18 protein-coding genes are annotated in these 15,483 nt (G+C 59.6%); 11 read left to right on the top strand and 7 right to left on the bottom strand.

The genetic code is table 11. The annotated features are described in order from the left end of the window. The first annotated feature begins 4 nt into the window (after positions 1–4). A complete protein-coding gene (locus F1529_RS16440; protein WP_155136521.1) occupies positions 5–634 on the top strand; it encodes an OmpA family protein in 630 nt (209 codons plus the stop codon). Positions 635–740: 106 nt separating this feature from the next. Here the strand turns inward: F1529_RS16440 and F1529_RS16435 are convergent, their stop codons facing one another. Continuing rightward, positions 741–2,228, bottom strand: coding sequence for a YifB family Mg chelatase-like AAA ATPase (locus F1529_RS16435; RefSeq protein ID WP_370457063.1), 1,488 nt, complete (start codon positions 2,226–2,228; stop codon positions 741–743). 293 nt (positions 2,229–2,521) lie between these two features. After that, positions 2,522–2,770: an accessory factor UbiK family protein gene (locus F1529_RS16430; RefSeq protein WP_039926478.1), complete on the bottom strand. Its 249-nt coding sequence runs from the start codon at positions 2,768–2,770 to the stop codon at positions 2,522–2,524. Between the two features lie 311 nt (positions 2,771–3,081). Here F1529_RS16430 and glnK point away from each other — a divergent pair, with 311 nt between their 5' ends. From glnK to F1529_RS16410, 4 genes are all read left to right on the top strand, one after another. Continuing rightward, entirely contained in the window at positions 3,082–3,420 is a 339-nt protein-coding gene (gene glnK / locus F1529_RS16425; RefSeq protein ID WP_008930504.1) for a P-II family nitrogen regulator, read from the top strand. A 73-nt stretch (positions 3,421–3,493) separates the two neighbouring features. Next, positions 3,494–4,741: an ammonium transporter gene (locus tag F1529_RS16420; RefSeq protein ID WP_370457062.1), complete on the top strand. Its 1,248-nt coding sequence runs from the start codon at positions 3,494–3,496 to the stop codon at positions 4,739–4,741. Between the two features lie 313 nt (positions 4,742–5,054). Continuing rightward, positions 5,055–6,251: a class I SAM-dependent rRNA methyltransferase gene (locus tag F1529_RS16415; RefSeq protein ID WP_155136518.1), complete on the top strand. Its 1,197-nt coding sequence runs from the start codon at positions 5,055–5,057 to the stop codon at positions 6,249–6,251. Positions 6,252–6,261: 10 nt separating this feature from the next. Further along, positions 6,262–6,585, top strand: coding sequence for a potassium channel family protein (locus tag F1529_RS16410; protein WP_155137676.1), 324 nt, complete (start codon positions 6,262–6,264; stop codon positions 6,583–6,585). An 82-nt stretch (positions 6,586–6,667) separates the two neighbouring features. On the opposite strand, the gene F1529_RS16405 is transcribed toward F1529_RS16410, so the two are convergent. From F1529_RS16405 to F1529_RS16395, 3 genes are all read right to left on the bottom strand, one after another. Further along, complete coding sequence (locus F1529_RS16405; RefSeq protein WP_155136515.1) at positions 6,668–7,051, bottom strand: nuclear transport factor 2 family protein; 384 nt, start codon at positions 7,049–7,051, stop codon at positions 6,668–6,670. 27 nt (positions 7,052–7,078) lie between these two features. Next, entirely contained in the window at positions 7,079–8,044 is a 966-nt protein-coding gene (locus tag F1529_RS16400) for a nitronate monooxygenase family protein (RefSeq protein WP_155136512.1), read from the bottom strand. A gap of 150 nt (positions 8,045–8,194) precedes the next feature. After that, positions 8,195–8,812 (bottom strand): TetR/AcrR family transcriptional regulator, encoded by a 618-nt coding sequence (locus F1529_RS16395; RefSeq protein WP_155136509.1) that lies wholly within the window; start codon positions 8,810–8,812, stop codon positions 8,195–8,197. A 137-nt stretch (positions 8,813–8,949) separates the two neighbouring features. Here F1529_RS16395 and F1529_RS16390 point away from each other — a divergent pair, with 137 nt between their 5' ends. After that, entirely contained in the window at positions 8,950–9,393 is a 444-nt protein-coding gene (locus F1529_RS16390; RefSeq protein WP_370457061.1) for a GAF domain-containing protein, read from the top strand. 23 nt (positions 9,394–9,416) lie between these two features. Here the strand turns inward: F1529_RS16390 and F1529_RS16385 are convergent, their stop codons facing one another. Further along, positions 9,417–10,112 carry a PadR family transcriptional regulator gene (locus F1529_RS16385; RefSeq protein ID WP_155136506.1) on the bottom strand — a complete coding sequence of 232 codons (696 nt, stop codon included), beginning with the start codon at positions 10,110–10,112 and terminating at the stop codon, positions 9,417–9,419. 119 nt (positions 10,113–10,231) lie between these two features. Here F1529_RS16385 and F1529_RS16380 point away from each other — a divergent pair, with 119 nt between their 5' ends. From F1529_RS16380 to F1529_RS16370, 3 genes are all read left to right on the top strand, one after another. Continuing rightward, entirely contained in the window at positions 10,232–11,416 is a 1,185-nt protein-coding gene (locus F1529_RS16380; protein WP_155136503.1) for an oxygenase MpaB family protein, read from the top strand. Positions 11,417–11,480: 64 nt separating this feature from the next. Then, complete coding sequence (locus tag F1529_RS16375) at positions 11,481–12,479, top strand: putative solute-binding protein (protein ID WP_155136500.1); 999 nt, start codon at positions 11,481–11,483, stop codon at positions 12,477–12,479. A 23-nt stretch (positions 12,480–12,502) separates the two neighbouring features. Next, a complete protein-coding gene (locus tag F1529_RS16370) occupies positions 12,503–12,934 on the top strand; it encodes a hypothetical protein (RefSeq protein WP_155136497.1) in 432 nt (143 codons plus the stop codon). Positions 12,935–12,936: 2 nt separating this feature from the next. On the opposite strand, the gene F1529_RS16365 is transcribed toward F1529_RS16370, so the two are convergent. Beyond that, entirely contained in the window at positions 12,937–13,299 is a 363-nt protein-coding gene (locus F1529_RS16365; protein ID WP_155136494.1) for an STAS/SEC14 domain-containing protein, read from the bottom strand. Between the two features lie 73 nt (positions 13,300–13,372). On the opposite strand from F1529_RS16365, the gene creB reads away from it, so the two are divergent. Then, entirely contained in the window at positions 13,373–14,050 is a 678-nt protein-coding gene (gene creB / locus F1529_RS16360; RefSeq protein WP_370457060.1) for a two-component system response regulator CreB, read from the top strand. Further along, entirely contained in the window at positions 14,047–15,453 is a 1,407-nt protein-coding gene (gene creC / locus F1529_RS16355; protein ID WP_155136491.1) for a two-component system sensor histidine kinase CreC, read from the top strand. Before creB ends, creC begins: the two co-directional genes overlap by 4 nt. Positions 15,454–15,483 lie beyond the last annotated feature (30 nt).

Below are 15,483 nucleotides of genomic sequence, written 5' to 3'. Positions count from 1 at the left end.
AACCATGAAAAAATGCAATGCGTTGGCCGTGGCGGCCAGCTGTGGCTTTCTCTTTCTGGGCGGTTGTGCGGGCAAGGTGCCTGATGATGCCTGGCCGGGGTATCGCACCGACGGGAAAGGGCAGTTGTTAAAAACCGCAGACGGCCATTGCTGGCGGACGGCGGACTGGAGCGAAGACAAGGCCGTGCCGGAATGTGATGTGGCCATCACCGGGGAGCCTGTCGCCGAGCAGGAAGAAAAACCATCAACAACGGAGGTGGCGTCGCCAGAGATTGTCGTACCAAAACCGTTGCGGGTGACCTTTGCGTTTGACTCCGCCGTCCTGACCGACGCAAGCCGGATTGCGCTGAAAGCCTGGTATCAGAATGTGGCAAACCTTGAAGAGCCTGTGGTCGAGGTGAATGGCTACAGTGATCCGCTGGGGCGTGCCGTTTATAACCAGAGCCTTGCCGACCTGCGTGCGCAGGCGGTAGCCACCTGGTGGAAAAATCAGGGTGACAGCATTGCCACGCTACAGGTGAAGGGGCACGGTGAAGATACGGCGGTTTCCGGATCGCGCTGTCAGTCGGTATCGGCTGGTGAATTGAAAGCCTGCTACCGGCAGGATCGGCGTGTTGAGTTGCAGGTTCAGTAACGTCGCGGGTTGCGCCTTCTCCCCTGCCGCAAAAAAGAAAAGGGGCAAGTTGTCGCAAGGCATGCTCCCCTTGGCCTTGCAAGCAGGTCTCAGGTAAAGGGCAGTGTCAGCCCTGCTGCACATTTTGTCTGTAGCTCAGCGCCTCGCGGAGGTGGTCCCGCTCCACCTCCGGACTGTTATCCAGATCGGCGATGGTGCGGGCGACCCGTGCGCTACGGTGCAGGGAACGGGCGGATAATCCCAGCCGGCTCATGACCCCCGCCAGCCAGTCCCGGTGCCGGCGCAGCATGGGTTCCAGTTTGTCGCTGCCTAACTCCCGGTTCAGGCGCTGTTGCCGGTGCCATTGTTGTTTCCACGCATGGCGAACCCGTTGGGCGACCGCCTCGCTGGTTTCCCCTTCCTTGTCGCCCAACAGCTCCTTTGCTTCTACGGCGGGCACATCCAGATGCAGGTCGATGCGATCCAATAGCGGGCCAGACAGCTTGCCCTGATAGCGCTTGGCTTTTTCACAGCGATAACCGCAGCTCTTTTCCGGATCTCCCAGATACCCGCAGGGGCAAGGGTTCATGGCCGCCACCAACTGAAAGCGGGCGGGAAAGGTGAGCTGTTGGGCGGCGCGGGCGATGCTGACTTCACCGGTTTCCAGCGGTTCACGCATGACTTCCAGCACTTTGCGGTCGAATTCCGGTAATTCATCCAGGAACAGAATGCCGTGATGGGCCAGGGAAATTTCCCCGGGCCGCGGGTAGCTACCACCGCCGACCAGGGCCGTTGCCGAGGAGGTATGGTGCGGTGCCCGGTAAGGGCGTTGATAAAAAAGCCGGCTGTTGCGGGGCTGTTTGAGTGAATGAATGGCTGCCACTTCCAGAGCCTGGGCCGTGCGCATGGGCGGCATCAATCCGGGCAACCGCGAGGCGAGCATGCTCTTCCCTGCCCCGGGAGGCCCACATAAAAGCAGGGAATGGCCTCCTGCCGCGGCAATCTCCAGCACCCGCTTGGCGGTTTGCTGGCCCCGGATTTCCGACAAACAGCCGCCCTGAAAAGGCTGGTTGGAGGGCGGTTGGCACTGATGGGGTTCCAGGGGTTGCTGGCCGGTGAGATGGGCGGCAACCCGGGCCAGCTGGTTGGCGGCCAGGGTTGGGGTGCCGGGCAGGCCGGCTTCTTCGGCGTTATCGGCGGCGACGATGAGAGTGCGGTCTTCCGCCAGGCAGGCAAGAGAAGAGGGCAGCATGCCGGAAACGGGATTGAGTCGGCCGTTCAGCGACAATTCGCCAATAAACTCGTAGTGGTCGGTGGTGATGTTACCCAGCTGCCCGCTGGCTATCAGGATGCCCAGCGCAATGGCCAGATCAAAGCGTCCGCCATCCTTGGGCAAATCTGCCGGCGCCAGGCTTACGGTGATGCGCCGCTGGGGGAAATCAAAGCCGCTGTTGACCAGCGCGGAGCGGACCCGGTCGCGGCTCTCGCGCACGGCGGTATCCCCCAGCCCCACGATGGTGAACGCCGGCAAGCCCGGCGCCAGATGGGTTTCTACCCGCACGGTGCGGGCGTCAATCCCTACCGGTGCCCGGCTGTACAGCAGCGCATGCGTCACGATTCCTCACAAATTCAATGGCTTGTGAGGCAGTGTACGGGGAGAGGGCCTGCGTACCTGTGCGAGGTTGGTGGCGGCAGATGTAGGAAATCGGATTGTCTGTAGAGGCGTTACGACGATCAGGCTTGGTTAGTTACGAGTTACGAGTTACGAGTTACGAGTTACGAGTTACGAGAAGCGAGAAGCGAGAAGCGAGAAGCGAAAACCTGGGGTGGGTTTGTTTTTCGATACTCGCTTCTCGTCACTCGTCACTCGCTTTTGGGCAGTGAAAGTTCGGTAGGCGCAAACGCGGATCAAGCGTCCGCTGACTTCTCCAGCTCGGCCACCTGTTTCTCCAGTGCTTCCAGTTTTTCGCGGGTGCGCAGCAGTACCTGTTGCTGGATATCGAACTCTTCACGGGTGATCAGATCCAGCCGGCTGACGGTTTCCGCCAGTACGCTGCGCACGTTGCGCTCTACTTCGCTACGCAGGCCGCCCAGGTCGGTGGGCAGGCGGCGGCTGATGTCGGCCATGAGGCGGTCGATAAAGGGCTGATCGGGCATGACAACGGCGTCCTTGTAATGATGCGCGGATGGTAGCACGGTGTGCGGGGGCGAGGCACCGGGTGGGGCGGGCAGACATTCTGCACCAACTTGGATCCCGCCCCATTGTGGTGCGCTATAATGGCGCGCCCGGGCTGGATGATGAATCCAGACCGTGATGTAAATCCCTGAAAATGCATGATTTTCTAAAACTGGCATGGGTCGTGCACTAATTGGGTCAGAGCGTTCGAGCAAGCTGTGGATCGGGAACCATAACGGGGCTCGAAGAGAAACGGACGTCACCGGACGCGGTGAAAGCTGAGGAGAAAGAAATGAAACTGGTTACTGCCGTAATTAAGCCGTTCAAATTGGATGACGTGCGTGAAGCACTCTCCGAGATTGGCGTGCAGGGCATCACTGTTACCGAAGTGAAAGGCTTTGGACGTCAGAAAGGTCACACCGAGCTGTACCGGGGTGCCGAGTACGTGGTGGATTTCCTGCCCAAGGTAAAAATCGAAGTGGCCATCGCCGAGTCCAGCCTGGACCAGGTGATTGAAGCCATCGCGAAAGCTGCGAATACCGGCAAAATTGGTGACGGCAAAATCTTCGTTACCTCCCTTGAGCAAGCGATTCGTATCCGTACCGGTGAAACCGGCGAGGACGCGATTTAAGTTTTACCGTGTTTTGAATTGACCCATGCCAGGGCTTTAGGAAAACACGCTTCCATTTTCGGAGGGTTGCATTGTGGAAAACCAAATTTTTGAACTGAAATACGCGCTGGATACGTTTTATTTCCTGATCTGTGGCGCGTTGGTCATGTGGATGGCGGCAGGTTTTGCCATGCTGGAAGCTGGCTTGGTGCGTGCCAAGAACACCACCGAAATTCTCACCAAGAACGTGGCCTTGTTTGCCATTGCCAGCACCATGTACATGGTATGCGGTTACGCGATCATGTATGACGGCGCCTTCTTCCTGTCCGGGATTGTGGGTGACGGGGTTGCTGGTGCAGAAGAAGCGGCAACCTACGCGCCTTCTGCTGACTTCTTCTTCCAGGTTGTGTTTGTGGCGACCGCCATGTCCATCGTATCCGGTGCCGTGGCTGAGCGGATGAAGTTGTGGGCATTCCTGGTCTTTGCAGTGGTAATGACTGGTGTCATCTACCCGCTGGAAGGCTCCTGGACTTGGGGCAGCGCTGATGTGTTCGGCCTGTATAACCTGGGCGACCTGGGCTTCTCTGACTTCGCGGGTTCCGGCATCGTTCACATGGCGGGTGCAGCTGCTGCCCTGGCCGGTGTTCTGCTGCTGGGTGCACGTAAAGGCAAGTACGGCCCGAACGGTGAAGTACACGCTATCCCGGGTTCCAACCTGCCGCTGGCGGCACTGGGTACCTTCATCCTGTGGTTGGGCTGGTTTGGCTTTAACGGTGGCTCCGTACTGGCAACCTCCAGTGTGGGCGACTCCAACGCGGTTGCGGTTGTGTTCATGAACACTAACGCTGCTGCTGCCGGTGGTGCCATTGCTGCGCTGATCGTTGGCCGCATCCTGTTCGGCAAAGCCGACCTGACCATGCTGCTTAACGGCGCGCTGGCTGGCCTGGTAGCGATCACCGCTGAGCCTTCTACTCCGACTGCCCTGCAGGCGACCCTGTTCGGTGCTCTGGGTGGTGTGCTGGTGGTATTCAGCATCCTGACTCTGGACAAGCTGAAGATCGATGATCCGGTAGGTGCGATCTCCGTGCACGGTGTGGTTGGTTTCCTGGGCCTGATGCTGGTGCCGATCACCAACCCGCTGACCGACGACGGTGGCGCCAGCTTCACTGGCCAGCTGATCGGTGCGCTGACTATCTTCACCTGGGTATTCGTCGCAAGCCTGGTGGTGTGGGGTGTCCTGAAAGTGGTAATGGGTATCCGCGTTAGCGAAGAAGAAGAGTACGAAGGCATGGATATCGCAGACTGCGGTATGGAAGCCTACCCTGAGTTTGTGAAGGGTTAATAAGAGACGCAACAAGCAACACGCGTCACGCAACACGAAAAGCCCCGGCCAGTTGGTCGGGGCTTTTTCAATTGTTGGTTCTCGAAAACCGACGAAAACGCTGTAGGAGTTCCCTTCTAGGGGACGAACCGTGAGAAGTCAGCCCGGCTCCAGCAAACCTTCGAGCATTCCTGTTAGCCGTTGGTTTGTCCCCTGGAAGGAAACTCCTACAGGATCTCTTTGTGTGTTCGTGCGCAGCTGCCTCTGTCGTTGATCGTGGCATTCTCTCCCTGTGTTATCATCCCTCCCTTTCCGGCCAGCTGATGTATGCACCATGACCGAACCGACTGTTATTCGCCTGCGCAAAAATGAAGAGCGCCGCCTCAAGGCGGGCCATCTGTGGGTATACGCCAACGAAATTGATACCCGTCATACTCCGCTCAAGGATTTGTCCGCTGGTACCTGTGTAGTGGAAGACAGCCGCGGCAAGCCGTTGGGGCGTGCGCTGCTCAGTCCCCATTCGCTGATCGCGGCCCGCCTTTACAGCCGTGATGTGAAACAGGAATTGTCGCGCAGTTTCTTCAAAAAGCGCATCGAGCAGGCGCTGACCCTGCGCGAGCAATTGTTTGATGATGCCTGCTACCGCCTGATCTACGGCGAAGCCGATGGCTTGCCCGGCCTGGTGGTGGATCGTTTCCACGATGTGCTGGTGGTGCAGACCGGTTCCGGCGCCATGGAAGCCCACCTGGATGTGATTGTCAGTGCCCTGGATGCAGTGCTGGCGCCCACTCACATCATCGCCAAGAACGAAGCGGCGGCCCGTGAAATCGAAGGGCTGGATCGTTACACCAAAGCATTGAAAGGCGAGATGCTGGACGAAATCAGCCTCACGGAAAACGGCGCAAAATTTGTGGCGCCGCTGGCGGAAGGGCAAAAGACCGGTTGGTTCTACGATCACCGGGCTGCTCGTCAGAAGATGCAGGCGTTGGCCAAAGGGGCCCGCGTACTGGATGTGTTCAGTTACTGTGGAGGTTGGGGTGTGCAGGCGGCACTGGCCGGGGCGGAATCGGTGACCTGTGTGGATGGTTCCGAAATGGCCACGGATTATGTGCACCGCAACGCCGAGCTGAATGGTGTCGCTGACGTGGTGGGCAGTATTCAGGGTGATGCGTTTGCGGCCATGAAGCAGCTGATTGCCGACGGCGAAAAGTACGACCTGGTGGTGCTGGATCCGCCGGCGTTCATCAAGCGCAAAAAAGATTTCAAGAACGGCCTCGCCGGTTATCACGCCATCAACGAGCTGGCCATGCGGCTGGTGAAACCCGGTGGTTATCTGGTATCGGCTTCCTGCTCCATGCACATGCCGGCAGAGCGTCTGCTGGATGTGGTGCACAGTAGCGCCCGGCACATCGACCGCAGTATTCAGGTGGTGGGTTATGAAGGGCAGGGCCCGGATCATCCGGTGCACCCGGCCATTGCCGAAACCGCTTACCTGAAAACCTGGTTCTGCCGGGTGCTGTTCAGCCTGTAGCGCCGTGACGATGGAGTTCGCCTTCGCATTTCTGGCCCTGTTCATCAAGGCGATGGTGCTGGTTGCGCCTTTCCTGGCAGGGTTTCTGGTGGTGATTGTCGGGCTGGGGCAATGGGTGGGGCGCCGTGAAGGCTGGAGCCGATTCGATGCGTTCTACTGGTCCATGATTACCGCGTTAACGGTGGGGTATGGGGATCTGCGGCCATCACACAAGAGCACCAAGTTCATGGCGATCCTGGTGGCCATTGTGGGCATCATGTTCAGCGGGGTCTTTGTGGCGGTGACGGTCGCCGCAGCCACCGAAGCCTTCAGGTCCTATATGATCGGAGCCTGAAGGCTGAGGCGGTTTTCGTCAGGTATCCGGCATTAAGTTTGCCGGACACCTGTTGTTCAGTCCTGTCCGCGGGGCTTCTTTTCTAGCCCAGTTTTTCCAGCATGGCCGCCATGTTAGTACGCACCACTTCAATGGCCTTGTAGGGGCGGATCATCACTTTGAAATCGATGATTTTTCCTTCCGCATCCCACTCAATCATGTCCACGCCGTTCACAGCGATGCCATCCAGTTCCAGAGCAAACTCCAGTACTGAGTTGTCCCCCTGATGCACTTCCCGCACATAACGAAAGCTGTCGTTAGCCAGCACGTGCAGCGCTGCGGTCAGGTAGGCGGTGGTCAGTGCCTTGCCCGCCTGTGGGGTGTGTACCAGCGGTGAGTGAAACACCGCGTCTTCGGCAATCAGGTCACTGAGTGCCTGGTTGTCGCGACTTTTGACTACCGCGTGCCATGCATCAATATTCGCCATGATTTTTCTCCTGTGTTTGATGTTGGCTCAGGCCGCATTCAGTGCGCGACGGGCTTGCTGATATTCCTCGCTGAGCTTGGCAATGGCGTCGCTGGCGCTTTGCACCGCATCCACCGCGCCGATGCCCTGGCCGCAGCCCCAGATATCTTTCCAGGCCTTCTTGTCGGAATTACCGCCGGACCCGAAGTTCATGGCCGAAGGATCGCTTTCCGGCAGGTTGGCCGGGTCCATGCCTGCCTTGACGATGGACGGCGCCAGGTAGTTGCCGTGTACGCCAGTGAACAGGTTGCTGTAGACGATATCGGAGGCGTTGCTGTCCACGATCATCTGCTTGTAGGCAGCGTCAGCGTTGGCTTCCTGGGTGGCGATGAACAGCGAGCCGATGTAGGCCAGATCCGCCCCCATGGCTTCGGCGGCCAGCACGGACGGGCCGCTGGCGATGGAGCCGGACAGGGCCAGCGGGCCGTCGAACCAGCTGCGAATCTCCTGCATCAGCGCGAACGGTGACAGCTGCCCGGCGTGGCCACCGGCACCGGCGGCGACAGCGATCAGGCCATCGGCGCCTTTTTCGATGGCCTTGTGGGCAAAGTGATTGTTGATCACGTCATGCATCACCATGCCGCCCCAGCCGTGTACTGCCTGGTTCACGTCTTCACGGGCGCCAAGGGAAGTGATCACCATGGGCACCTTGTACTTTTCACACAGCTCCAGATCTTTTTCCAGGCGGTCATTGGAGCGGTGAACAATCTGGTTTACCGCGAATGGTGCGGCGGGCTGGTCCGGGTGATCCCGGTCCCAGGCGGCCAGCTCTTCGGTAATGCGGTGCAGCCATTCATCCAGCTGTGACAGCGGGCGGGCGTTCAGGGACGGGAACGAGCCGATGGCGCCGGCCTGGCATTGGGCGATCACCAGGTCCGGGTTGGAAATGATGAACAGCGGTGAGCACATCACCGGCAGGCGCAGGCGAGAGCGGATTTCAACGGGTAAAGACATGACTGTGTCCTCATGCTGGGCCCCGATACTCACGCGGGGCAGGGTCCGGGCCACCGGGAAGCACGACCCGACGAGATAAATATACGAAGTAAAATTTATACTGTATATTTATAGAGTCAAGTCCACCAATGCTGAGAGTGAGCTAAACGGTCAGGAATCCAGAGTGGGCGGGGTGACCTGCATGCCGGCGTAGAGGGTGCGCATGATTTTCTCGCGCAGGGTGTCGCCGTCCATGCCGCGCAGGCCGCTGGCCAGTTCCAGCACCACGATGCCGTGGAGGGTTGCCCAGAACATATAGCCGATCAGTTGGGCGTCGCCCTTGAGCAGGCCCGCCTCAATCATCTCGCGCACATAGCCCACCATGGTTTCCTGGGCACGGCCGTTGGCGGCCTGCAGTTCCGGGTAACGGTCTTCGTCGGGCTGGGAAAAGGAAAAAATCAGCTGGTAGGCAGCGGGGTGTGACTTGGCAAACCCCACGTAGGCATCACCCACGGCGCGGCCTTTGCTGCGGGCGTCCGGGGCGCTGGCCACGGCGGTTTCCAGGGCGGTGGCGAAGCGGTTGAAGGCGGCGGCGCGAACGGTGGCCAGAATGTCATCCTTGTCGCGGAAATAGCGGTAGGGCGTCATCGGGCTCACCCCCACTTCGCTGGCGATCTGCCGCATGGTCACATTCTGGGGCCCGCGTTCGATGAACAGGCGAGTGGCTGCCTCGCACACGGATTCACGAAAGCGCGCGATCTCGGCCTCGGTTTTTGCTTTTTTGGCCAACGCAGGGCTCCACGGCAAGGGTACGCGTACAGTGTAAAGCATGTGGTGGTGATCTGCCTGAGGCAGCGCCAAGCAGGCACGGAAATTGAAAGGGAGAGAAGGTCCGCATTAACGCGGGCCTATAGAGAGGTAATCGCGTGCCCTTGCCCCCGAATTTCATGCATGCCCGCGTGGATGCAGTGAGAAACAAGCTCAACGTGCAGGTGTGCAGCCTGTATCAGGCTGATGGTCAGCAGCAGTGCCTGGAGATCGTCGCTACCAGTGGTCTCAATCAGCGAGTGCTGGGAGCCACCCTGACGTACAGCCAGGGGTTGACCGGCAAGGTGGCGCGCAGCCGCAGCGCCGTGGCGGCCCGGGATATCCAGGCGCATATGGATTACTTCTATGTGCCCGGCTCCGATGAAGAACATTTCCGCAGTTACCTGGGGATTCCACTGGAGTGCGACGGCGTGCTCTACGGTGTGTTGGTGGTGCAAACAAGGGTGAAGAAAACTTTCTTTCTGAAGGACATCAGGGAGCTGCACAGCGCCGGCCGGGATTTGCTGGATGCCCTGCTGCTGTCCCGCCGCCAGGCGGGCTGAGGAAGCAGGGTTACAGCCATTTTCTAGGTTTTCTTGCCACCGCGTTGGGGGCTTTTCTGGTTGCGTTTGGCTTTGGAGTCCGGGCGTTTGGCGGGTTGCCGGACGCTGTCCGGCTGAGGCAGCCCGTCTCCCTGTAGCGTTTCCAGAAACAGATGGACATCCGCCGGCGTGAGCTGCTGCCACTTGCGTGCGGCCAGCACGGTGTCCAGCTCGTCCGCCCAATCCAGCCAGCTTTCCGCCAGGTGGATGCCACGCTTGAGGGTGAGAAACACGCCCATGAATTTTTCCAGCACCGATTCCGGCAGGGACTCGAAGACTGCCCGTTTGCGATACAGATGCGCCAGGGTGTCCTGATAGTGTTGGCGTAACTGCTCCAGCTCGCCAGCCAGCACATCCGGGTCCTGAAGGTGTACGGCGGAGACTTTCACCATGAAGGCATCATTGAGCCGGGGAATCGGCGCGGGTTTGGCCAGCCATTCGAGCATGGCCTGCCAGCCAGTCTGGTTCAGATGGTAGACCTTGCGCGGTGGCCTGGGGGCATTGTCGACCATTTCGCAATCCAGCAACCCTTCCTCATGCAGCTTGCCCAGATCCCGGTAGACCTGTTGAAAACTGGCGTTCCAGAGGTAGCCATAAGTGTGCTGAAAACCTTTGACGATGTCGTAACCGGCGGCGCCCCCGCTGCCGAGATAGACCAGTAATACGTGGCGTAAGGACATGCTCTTTCTCCTGTCAGGGCAGTGTAACACGGCTAAACTTGATTAATACTCAACATGTTGAGTAAATTGAGAGGCAAGGTTAGGCTTTAACCAAGGGCAGAGGCCAGGGAGAGACCACCATGGAAACAGGTAGCAGGTCGGAGTTTCAGGGAAAGCCGGGGGCAGCTGCGGCAGGGCAGCGTTATGCGCGCATCCAGCCGCTGGTGGTGGGTAGCGGGCACGAGGCGGATGCCGGTGACGGCGAAGCCTGGCTGCAAAGCATGCTGCCCTGGCACTTCCAGGGCGATCCGCTGGCGGAAGAGGTGGTATGTGTATTGCGGCGGGAGTCGCGTTCCATGGCGCAGCCGGCGCTGGCCGTGACCGTGCTTGCCGAGCGGGGAGATGCGGCCTGCCAGGCCCTTCTGGCAGACATGCATGCGGTGCCTGGCTGGGTAGATTTTGCCTTGATGAAACAGGGCGGGGCCATGGCGCAACGTAATTTTCCGGCGCTGGTCATGGGGCTCACCTATGGTTGCCTGCCGCTGACGTTTGCGCACCCGGATGCGGCGGCCATTTTTGCGGGCACCGGGCGAATGGAAGCCAGCATTACCCGGCGCCTGAACGAATCGGCGGCGCTGTTTTTTGGCGTCATGGATAGTGACGCGCTGGCGCCACAGGAGCCCATGTGGGCGGCCTGTCTGCAGGTGCGTCTGGTGCATGCCATCGTGCGGATGCAGGCTCTGCAGCAAGGCTGGGATGTGGAGCAAAGGGGGATGCCGGTGAGTCAGCTTGCTACCGCAGCGGGGCCGGCCTTCTTCGGTTCCCATCTCCTCGAGGGCATGCGTCGCCTTGGGGTCAAGGCTAGTGAAGAGGAGGCGGCCGGGTTCTGCATGATCTGGCGCTATGTCACCCGTTTGATGGGGGTGCCGCTGGCGCTGCTCGGTGAGAGCCAGTTGCAGCAAGACCAGTTCGACCAGCAGATGATGCGTCAGTTTTTTGCCCCGGACACTACCGCCAAAACCATCATGGCCACCTTGCTGGAGGGGTTGTGCTCCCAGCGTCCCACCTCACGCCTGCCCCGGACACTACAGATTGCGTTGTTTCGGCGCATGCTGGGCGAGGAAATGGCCGATGCCTTTGCGCTGCCGGATGACAGGGCCGGTCGCCGCTCGCTGGCCTGGTTGGCGCCAATGCTGTCGGGGTATTCCCGCCTTGGCCGAGTGCCCGGTTTCTCGCTGGGTACCCGCTGGGCCGGCAGCCGCATTCTGGACACCCTGGCCGAGGAAGGGCTGATCGCCCTGGCGGTGACGGGTGGTTCCCGCTAGCCGGGGTTATGGAAAGAATAGCTGGAAAGTATTCGAGGCGGTTTTTTATGGTGAGAAAAAACGTATGACATTGCCAAAGCACTTTATTGCCGGCCTGTTGATTGCCCTGTTCTGTCTGCCGGTGTCGGCACTGCACGCGAAAACGCTTTGCGTATTCAGCCTGGTGGGTGCCCAGGGTGATTTATGGGAACAGATGCGCGATTACCAGGTCGCCGCCGCCGGGGAGGGCGAGGCCTTCTCGCTGCGTGTGTTCACCGATGAGCGGGTGGCGGCGGAGGATCTCAAAGCGGGCTTTTGTGATGGGTTGATGATGACCGGTATCAAGGCTCGCCAGTTTGTTCCGTTCTCCGGAAGTGTGGATGCCATCGGCGGGTTACAGCGTTACGAGAGCCTGGAAATCATGATCCGCTTGCTGGCGGACCCGCGCCTGAGCCAATCCATGCGCCATGGTGCTTATGAAACAGCGGGCATCCTGCCGCTGGGAGCGGCCTACCTGTTTATCAACGACCGGTCCATCAACAGCGTGGAGAAAATGGCGGGGCGAACCATGGCGGTGTTCGATAATGATCGCGCCCAGATGCTGATGGCGAAGCATATCGGTGTACGCCCGGAGCTGTCCGATGTGAGCAACTTCTCCAGCAAATTCAACAACGGCGTTGTGGATGTGGTGGCCGCGCCAGCAGTGGCGTACCTGCCGCTGGAATTGTACCGGGGAGTCGGGGTGAAAGGAGTGGTAGTGAAAATGCCTACGGCGCAGCTGACCCTGCAACTGGTCATGCGCCACGACCGCTTTTCATCCGACTTTATGGCCTGGTCCCGGCGTTACTTCGCGCAACAGTTCGATCGTGCCATGACGGTCATTCGCCGTGCCGAAGAAGACCTGCTGTTTTTCTATCCGCCGCCGGACAAGGATCGCCCCCGCTATGCGCTGATGATGAATGAGGCACGCACCTTTCTGGTGGAGTCAGGGGTGTACCACCGGGAAACCATGGCGTTGATGAAAAAGGTGCGCTGCAAGGTTGCCGCGCAACGGGCAGAGTGTGGTGACGGGAGTCAATGGTGATGCCAATACAGCGCAGGTTGGTTATGGCTTTTTTCATGTTGTTGTGTTGCCGCGCGTGGGCCGATGAAGGCTCGGCATGGGTGGAGCGTTATACGCAAGCCATGAAAGCGCAGGACAGTGCCGCACTGGCAGAACTGATTGCTGATCAGGCCACGGTGGTCGTGACCCTGACGCTGGGGCCGCAGGAAGCGCCCATGGTGGTTACACTGACGCGGGCGGAGTATCTGCAACAGCAAAAAGCGCTATGGCGCTTTGCGGCTGGCCAGACAATAGCGATTAGTGACGTGCGGCAAACGGTTAGCGATGAAGGGTTGAGGGTTTCGCTTCACCAGAGGGAAACCTATCAACTGTTCCAGCAGGCTTTTCATCAGGAGAGCGACATAGTGCTGACCCTGCAGCGATTTCAGGGGCGCTATCAGGTGGCTCATATCCGGACCCGTTCAAGGCAATGGTAGGGCTAGCCCGCCAACCAGCTTAGCGCATCTTTTTGTTCCGCCCATTCAAATACCCGGACCTCGCCGGGAATCAGCGCGCTGGCCTGCTGGACGGTGTTGCTGATCCAGTGGTGGCTGGTGACCACCGCAATGCGCTTCCAGCTCAGCGGGTGGCGCAGGCCGACCAGGGCGTCCTGCAACATGGCGCCGGCAGAAAATGTGTCAAAAGTCGGGCCGATTTCGTAGAGCACATTAATGCGCTCGTGCTGGCTTAGTGCTCCTTCGATGGCTGGCACCAGCACCTGGCGGTAGTCCTCGGCGGTGAGCTCGCCGTGGGCGCTGACCCCCACGGTGTCACCGGGCAGATTGTCGATCAGTTCCAACATAAACGCCTCCTGGCATGGGAACGCTCTCGTGGTCTGGTTATCATGCCATGGTTACTGGCCAGGAAGATTTCAAGTGCCCGCTGTACTGATCGTAGAAGATGAACCGCGTATTGCCGAGCCGCTGGTGTTTGCGCTGGAGCGTGAGCATTTCGCCGTGACCCACGTGACGCTGGGGCAGGATGCGCTGAATGCCGTGAATGGCCAGCCTTTCGATGTCATGGTGCTGGATGTGGGGCTGCCGGATATCAATGGCTTCGAGGTGCTCAAGCAGCTGCGCCAGCGCAGCGAATTACCGGTGCTTTTTCTCACCGCTCGCCAGGATGAAGTGGACCGTATTCTGGGGTTGGAGCTGGGCGGCGACGATTATGTCACCAAGCCGTTCAGCCCCCGCGAAGTGGTGGCCCGTATCCGTGCCATTCTCAAACGCAGCGCCCCCGCGACGCCGCTGTCCGCTCACGCGGGTGGTGAATTGTCCTGGCAGGTGGACGAAGTGGGCTTTCGCATTTTCTTCCGGTCCGAGCCGCTGACGCTAACGCGTTCGGAATACCGCATTCTGGCGGCCATGGTGCAGCGTCCCGGGCAGGTGTTCAGTCGTAGCCACCTGCTGGATATCTGCGATAGCGATGAAGACAGCTTCGAGCGCAGCGTGGATACCCATATCAAGACCCTGCGGGCGAAATTGCGTCCGCTGGGCGGCGATCAACTTATCGCCACCCGGCGGGGAATCGGTTACGTGCTGGAAATGCCATGAAGCTCGGTCAACGCCTGCTGGTCTTTTATTTTCTGATCCTGGGTCTGGTGGGCTGGTTCGTGCTGGATCTGGTGTTTGGCCAGGCCAAGCCGCTGGTGCGCCAGTCTGCAGAAGAGACTCTGGTGGATGCCGCCAACCTGCTGGCAGAAATTGTCGCCAGTGATGCGGCTAACGGGGAAATCGTGATCACGCCGGCGCTGCGGGATGCGCTTAACCGTTACGCCGGGCGCACTCCGGATGCGGATATCTGGGGTCTGAAGAAAACGCGCATCCACACTCATGTGTATATCACCGGCCCCACCGGCACCGTGCTGTTTGATTCCCGTGGCCAGGACGAAGGAAAAGATTTTTCCCGCTGGAACGATGTGCATCTGACCTTGCAGGGGCGCTATGGCGCCCGCACCACACGCAGTGATCCACAGGATCCATCTACCTCAATAATGTATGTGGCCGCGCCGATTCGTGATCAGGGCAGCCTGATTGGTGTCATCAGTCTGGGTAAACCCGGGCGTGCCATTGAGCCTTTTGTGCAGCGTGCGGAACGTTATCTGATGCTCTACGGCGGCCTGGCGCTGCTGGTCTGTTTGTTGTTGGGTGTGCTGCTGGCCTGGTGGCTCAGTCGCCGGGTCAATCGGTTGCGACGTTATGCCGAGGCGGTGGCCAACGATGAACGCCCGGCGCCGCCGCGCTTTCGTGGCCGCGATGAAATTCGCGACCTTGCGGATGCTGTCACCGCCATGCGTCGTCGCCTGGAGGCGCGGGCGCAGCTGGAAGATAACGTGACCCTGCTGACCCATGAAATGAAAAGTCCGTTGGCGGCGATTCGTGGTGCGGGGGAAATTCTGGCCGAGGAAGTGGACGACCCGTCCCTGCACCGTTTTACGGATAACGTGATACACGAAAGCATCCGGCTGAGTGATCTGCTGGACAAGTTACTGGCCATGGCGAGGCTGGAAAAACTGGAAAGCTTGCCGGCGCACAAAAGTGCGGTGTCGATTTCCGCTCTGGTGCAGGAATGGCAGCATAGCCGCTATGCGTTGCTGGCCGAGAAACAGCTGGATATCACCGTGAATGAAGGCACCCTGCTGGCGGAAGCGGAGACCCTCAAGCTGGCCCTGTTCAACCTGCTGGATAACGCCCTGCGTTTTGCCAATGAAAACACCGCCATCACGGTGCATGTTGAGGCGGCCGGCCTGACAGTAACCAACATCGGCCCCATGATTCCTGACTATGCGCTTGGACGCATCACTGAGCGTTTCTATTCCCTGCCGGCGCCGGGTCAGGAAAGAAGTTCCGGCCTGGGGTTGGCCATGGTCAGCGAAATTGCCAGTTTGCACGGTGGCAGCCTCAATGTGGAAAACACCCATCAGGGCGTTCAAGCCAGGCTAATTCTCCCCGAATAATCCCCTTCCGCAGGAGCGTCGCTAGCGGCG

The sequence above is a fragment of the Alcanivorax sp. VBW004 genome (genome assembly GCF_009718865.1).
In the GTDB taxonomy this organism is placed as follows: domain Bacteria; phylum Pseudomonadota; class Gammaproteobacteria; order Pseudomonadales; family Alcanivoracaceae; genus Alcanivorax.
Note: the sequence above shows the minus strand (reverse complement) of the source record. Positions and strands in the feature narration are given on the sequence as shown.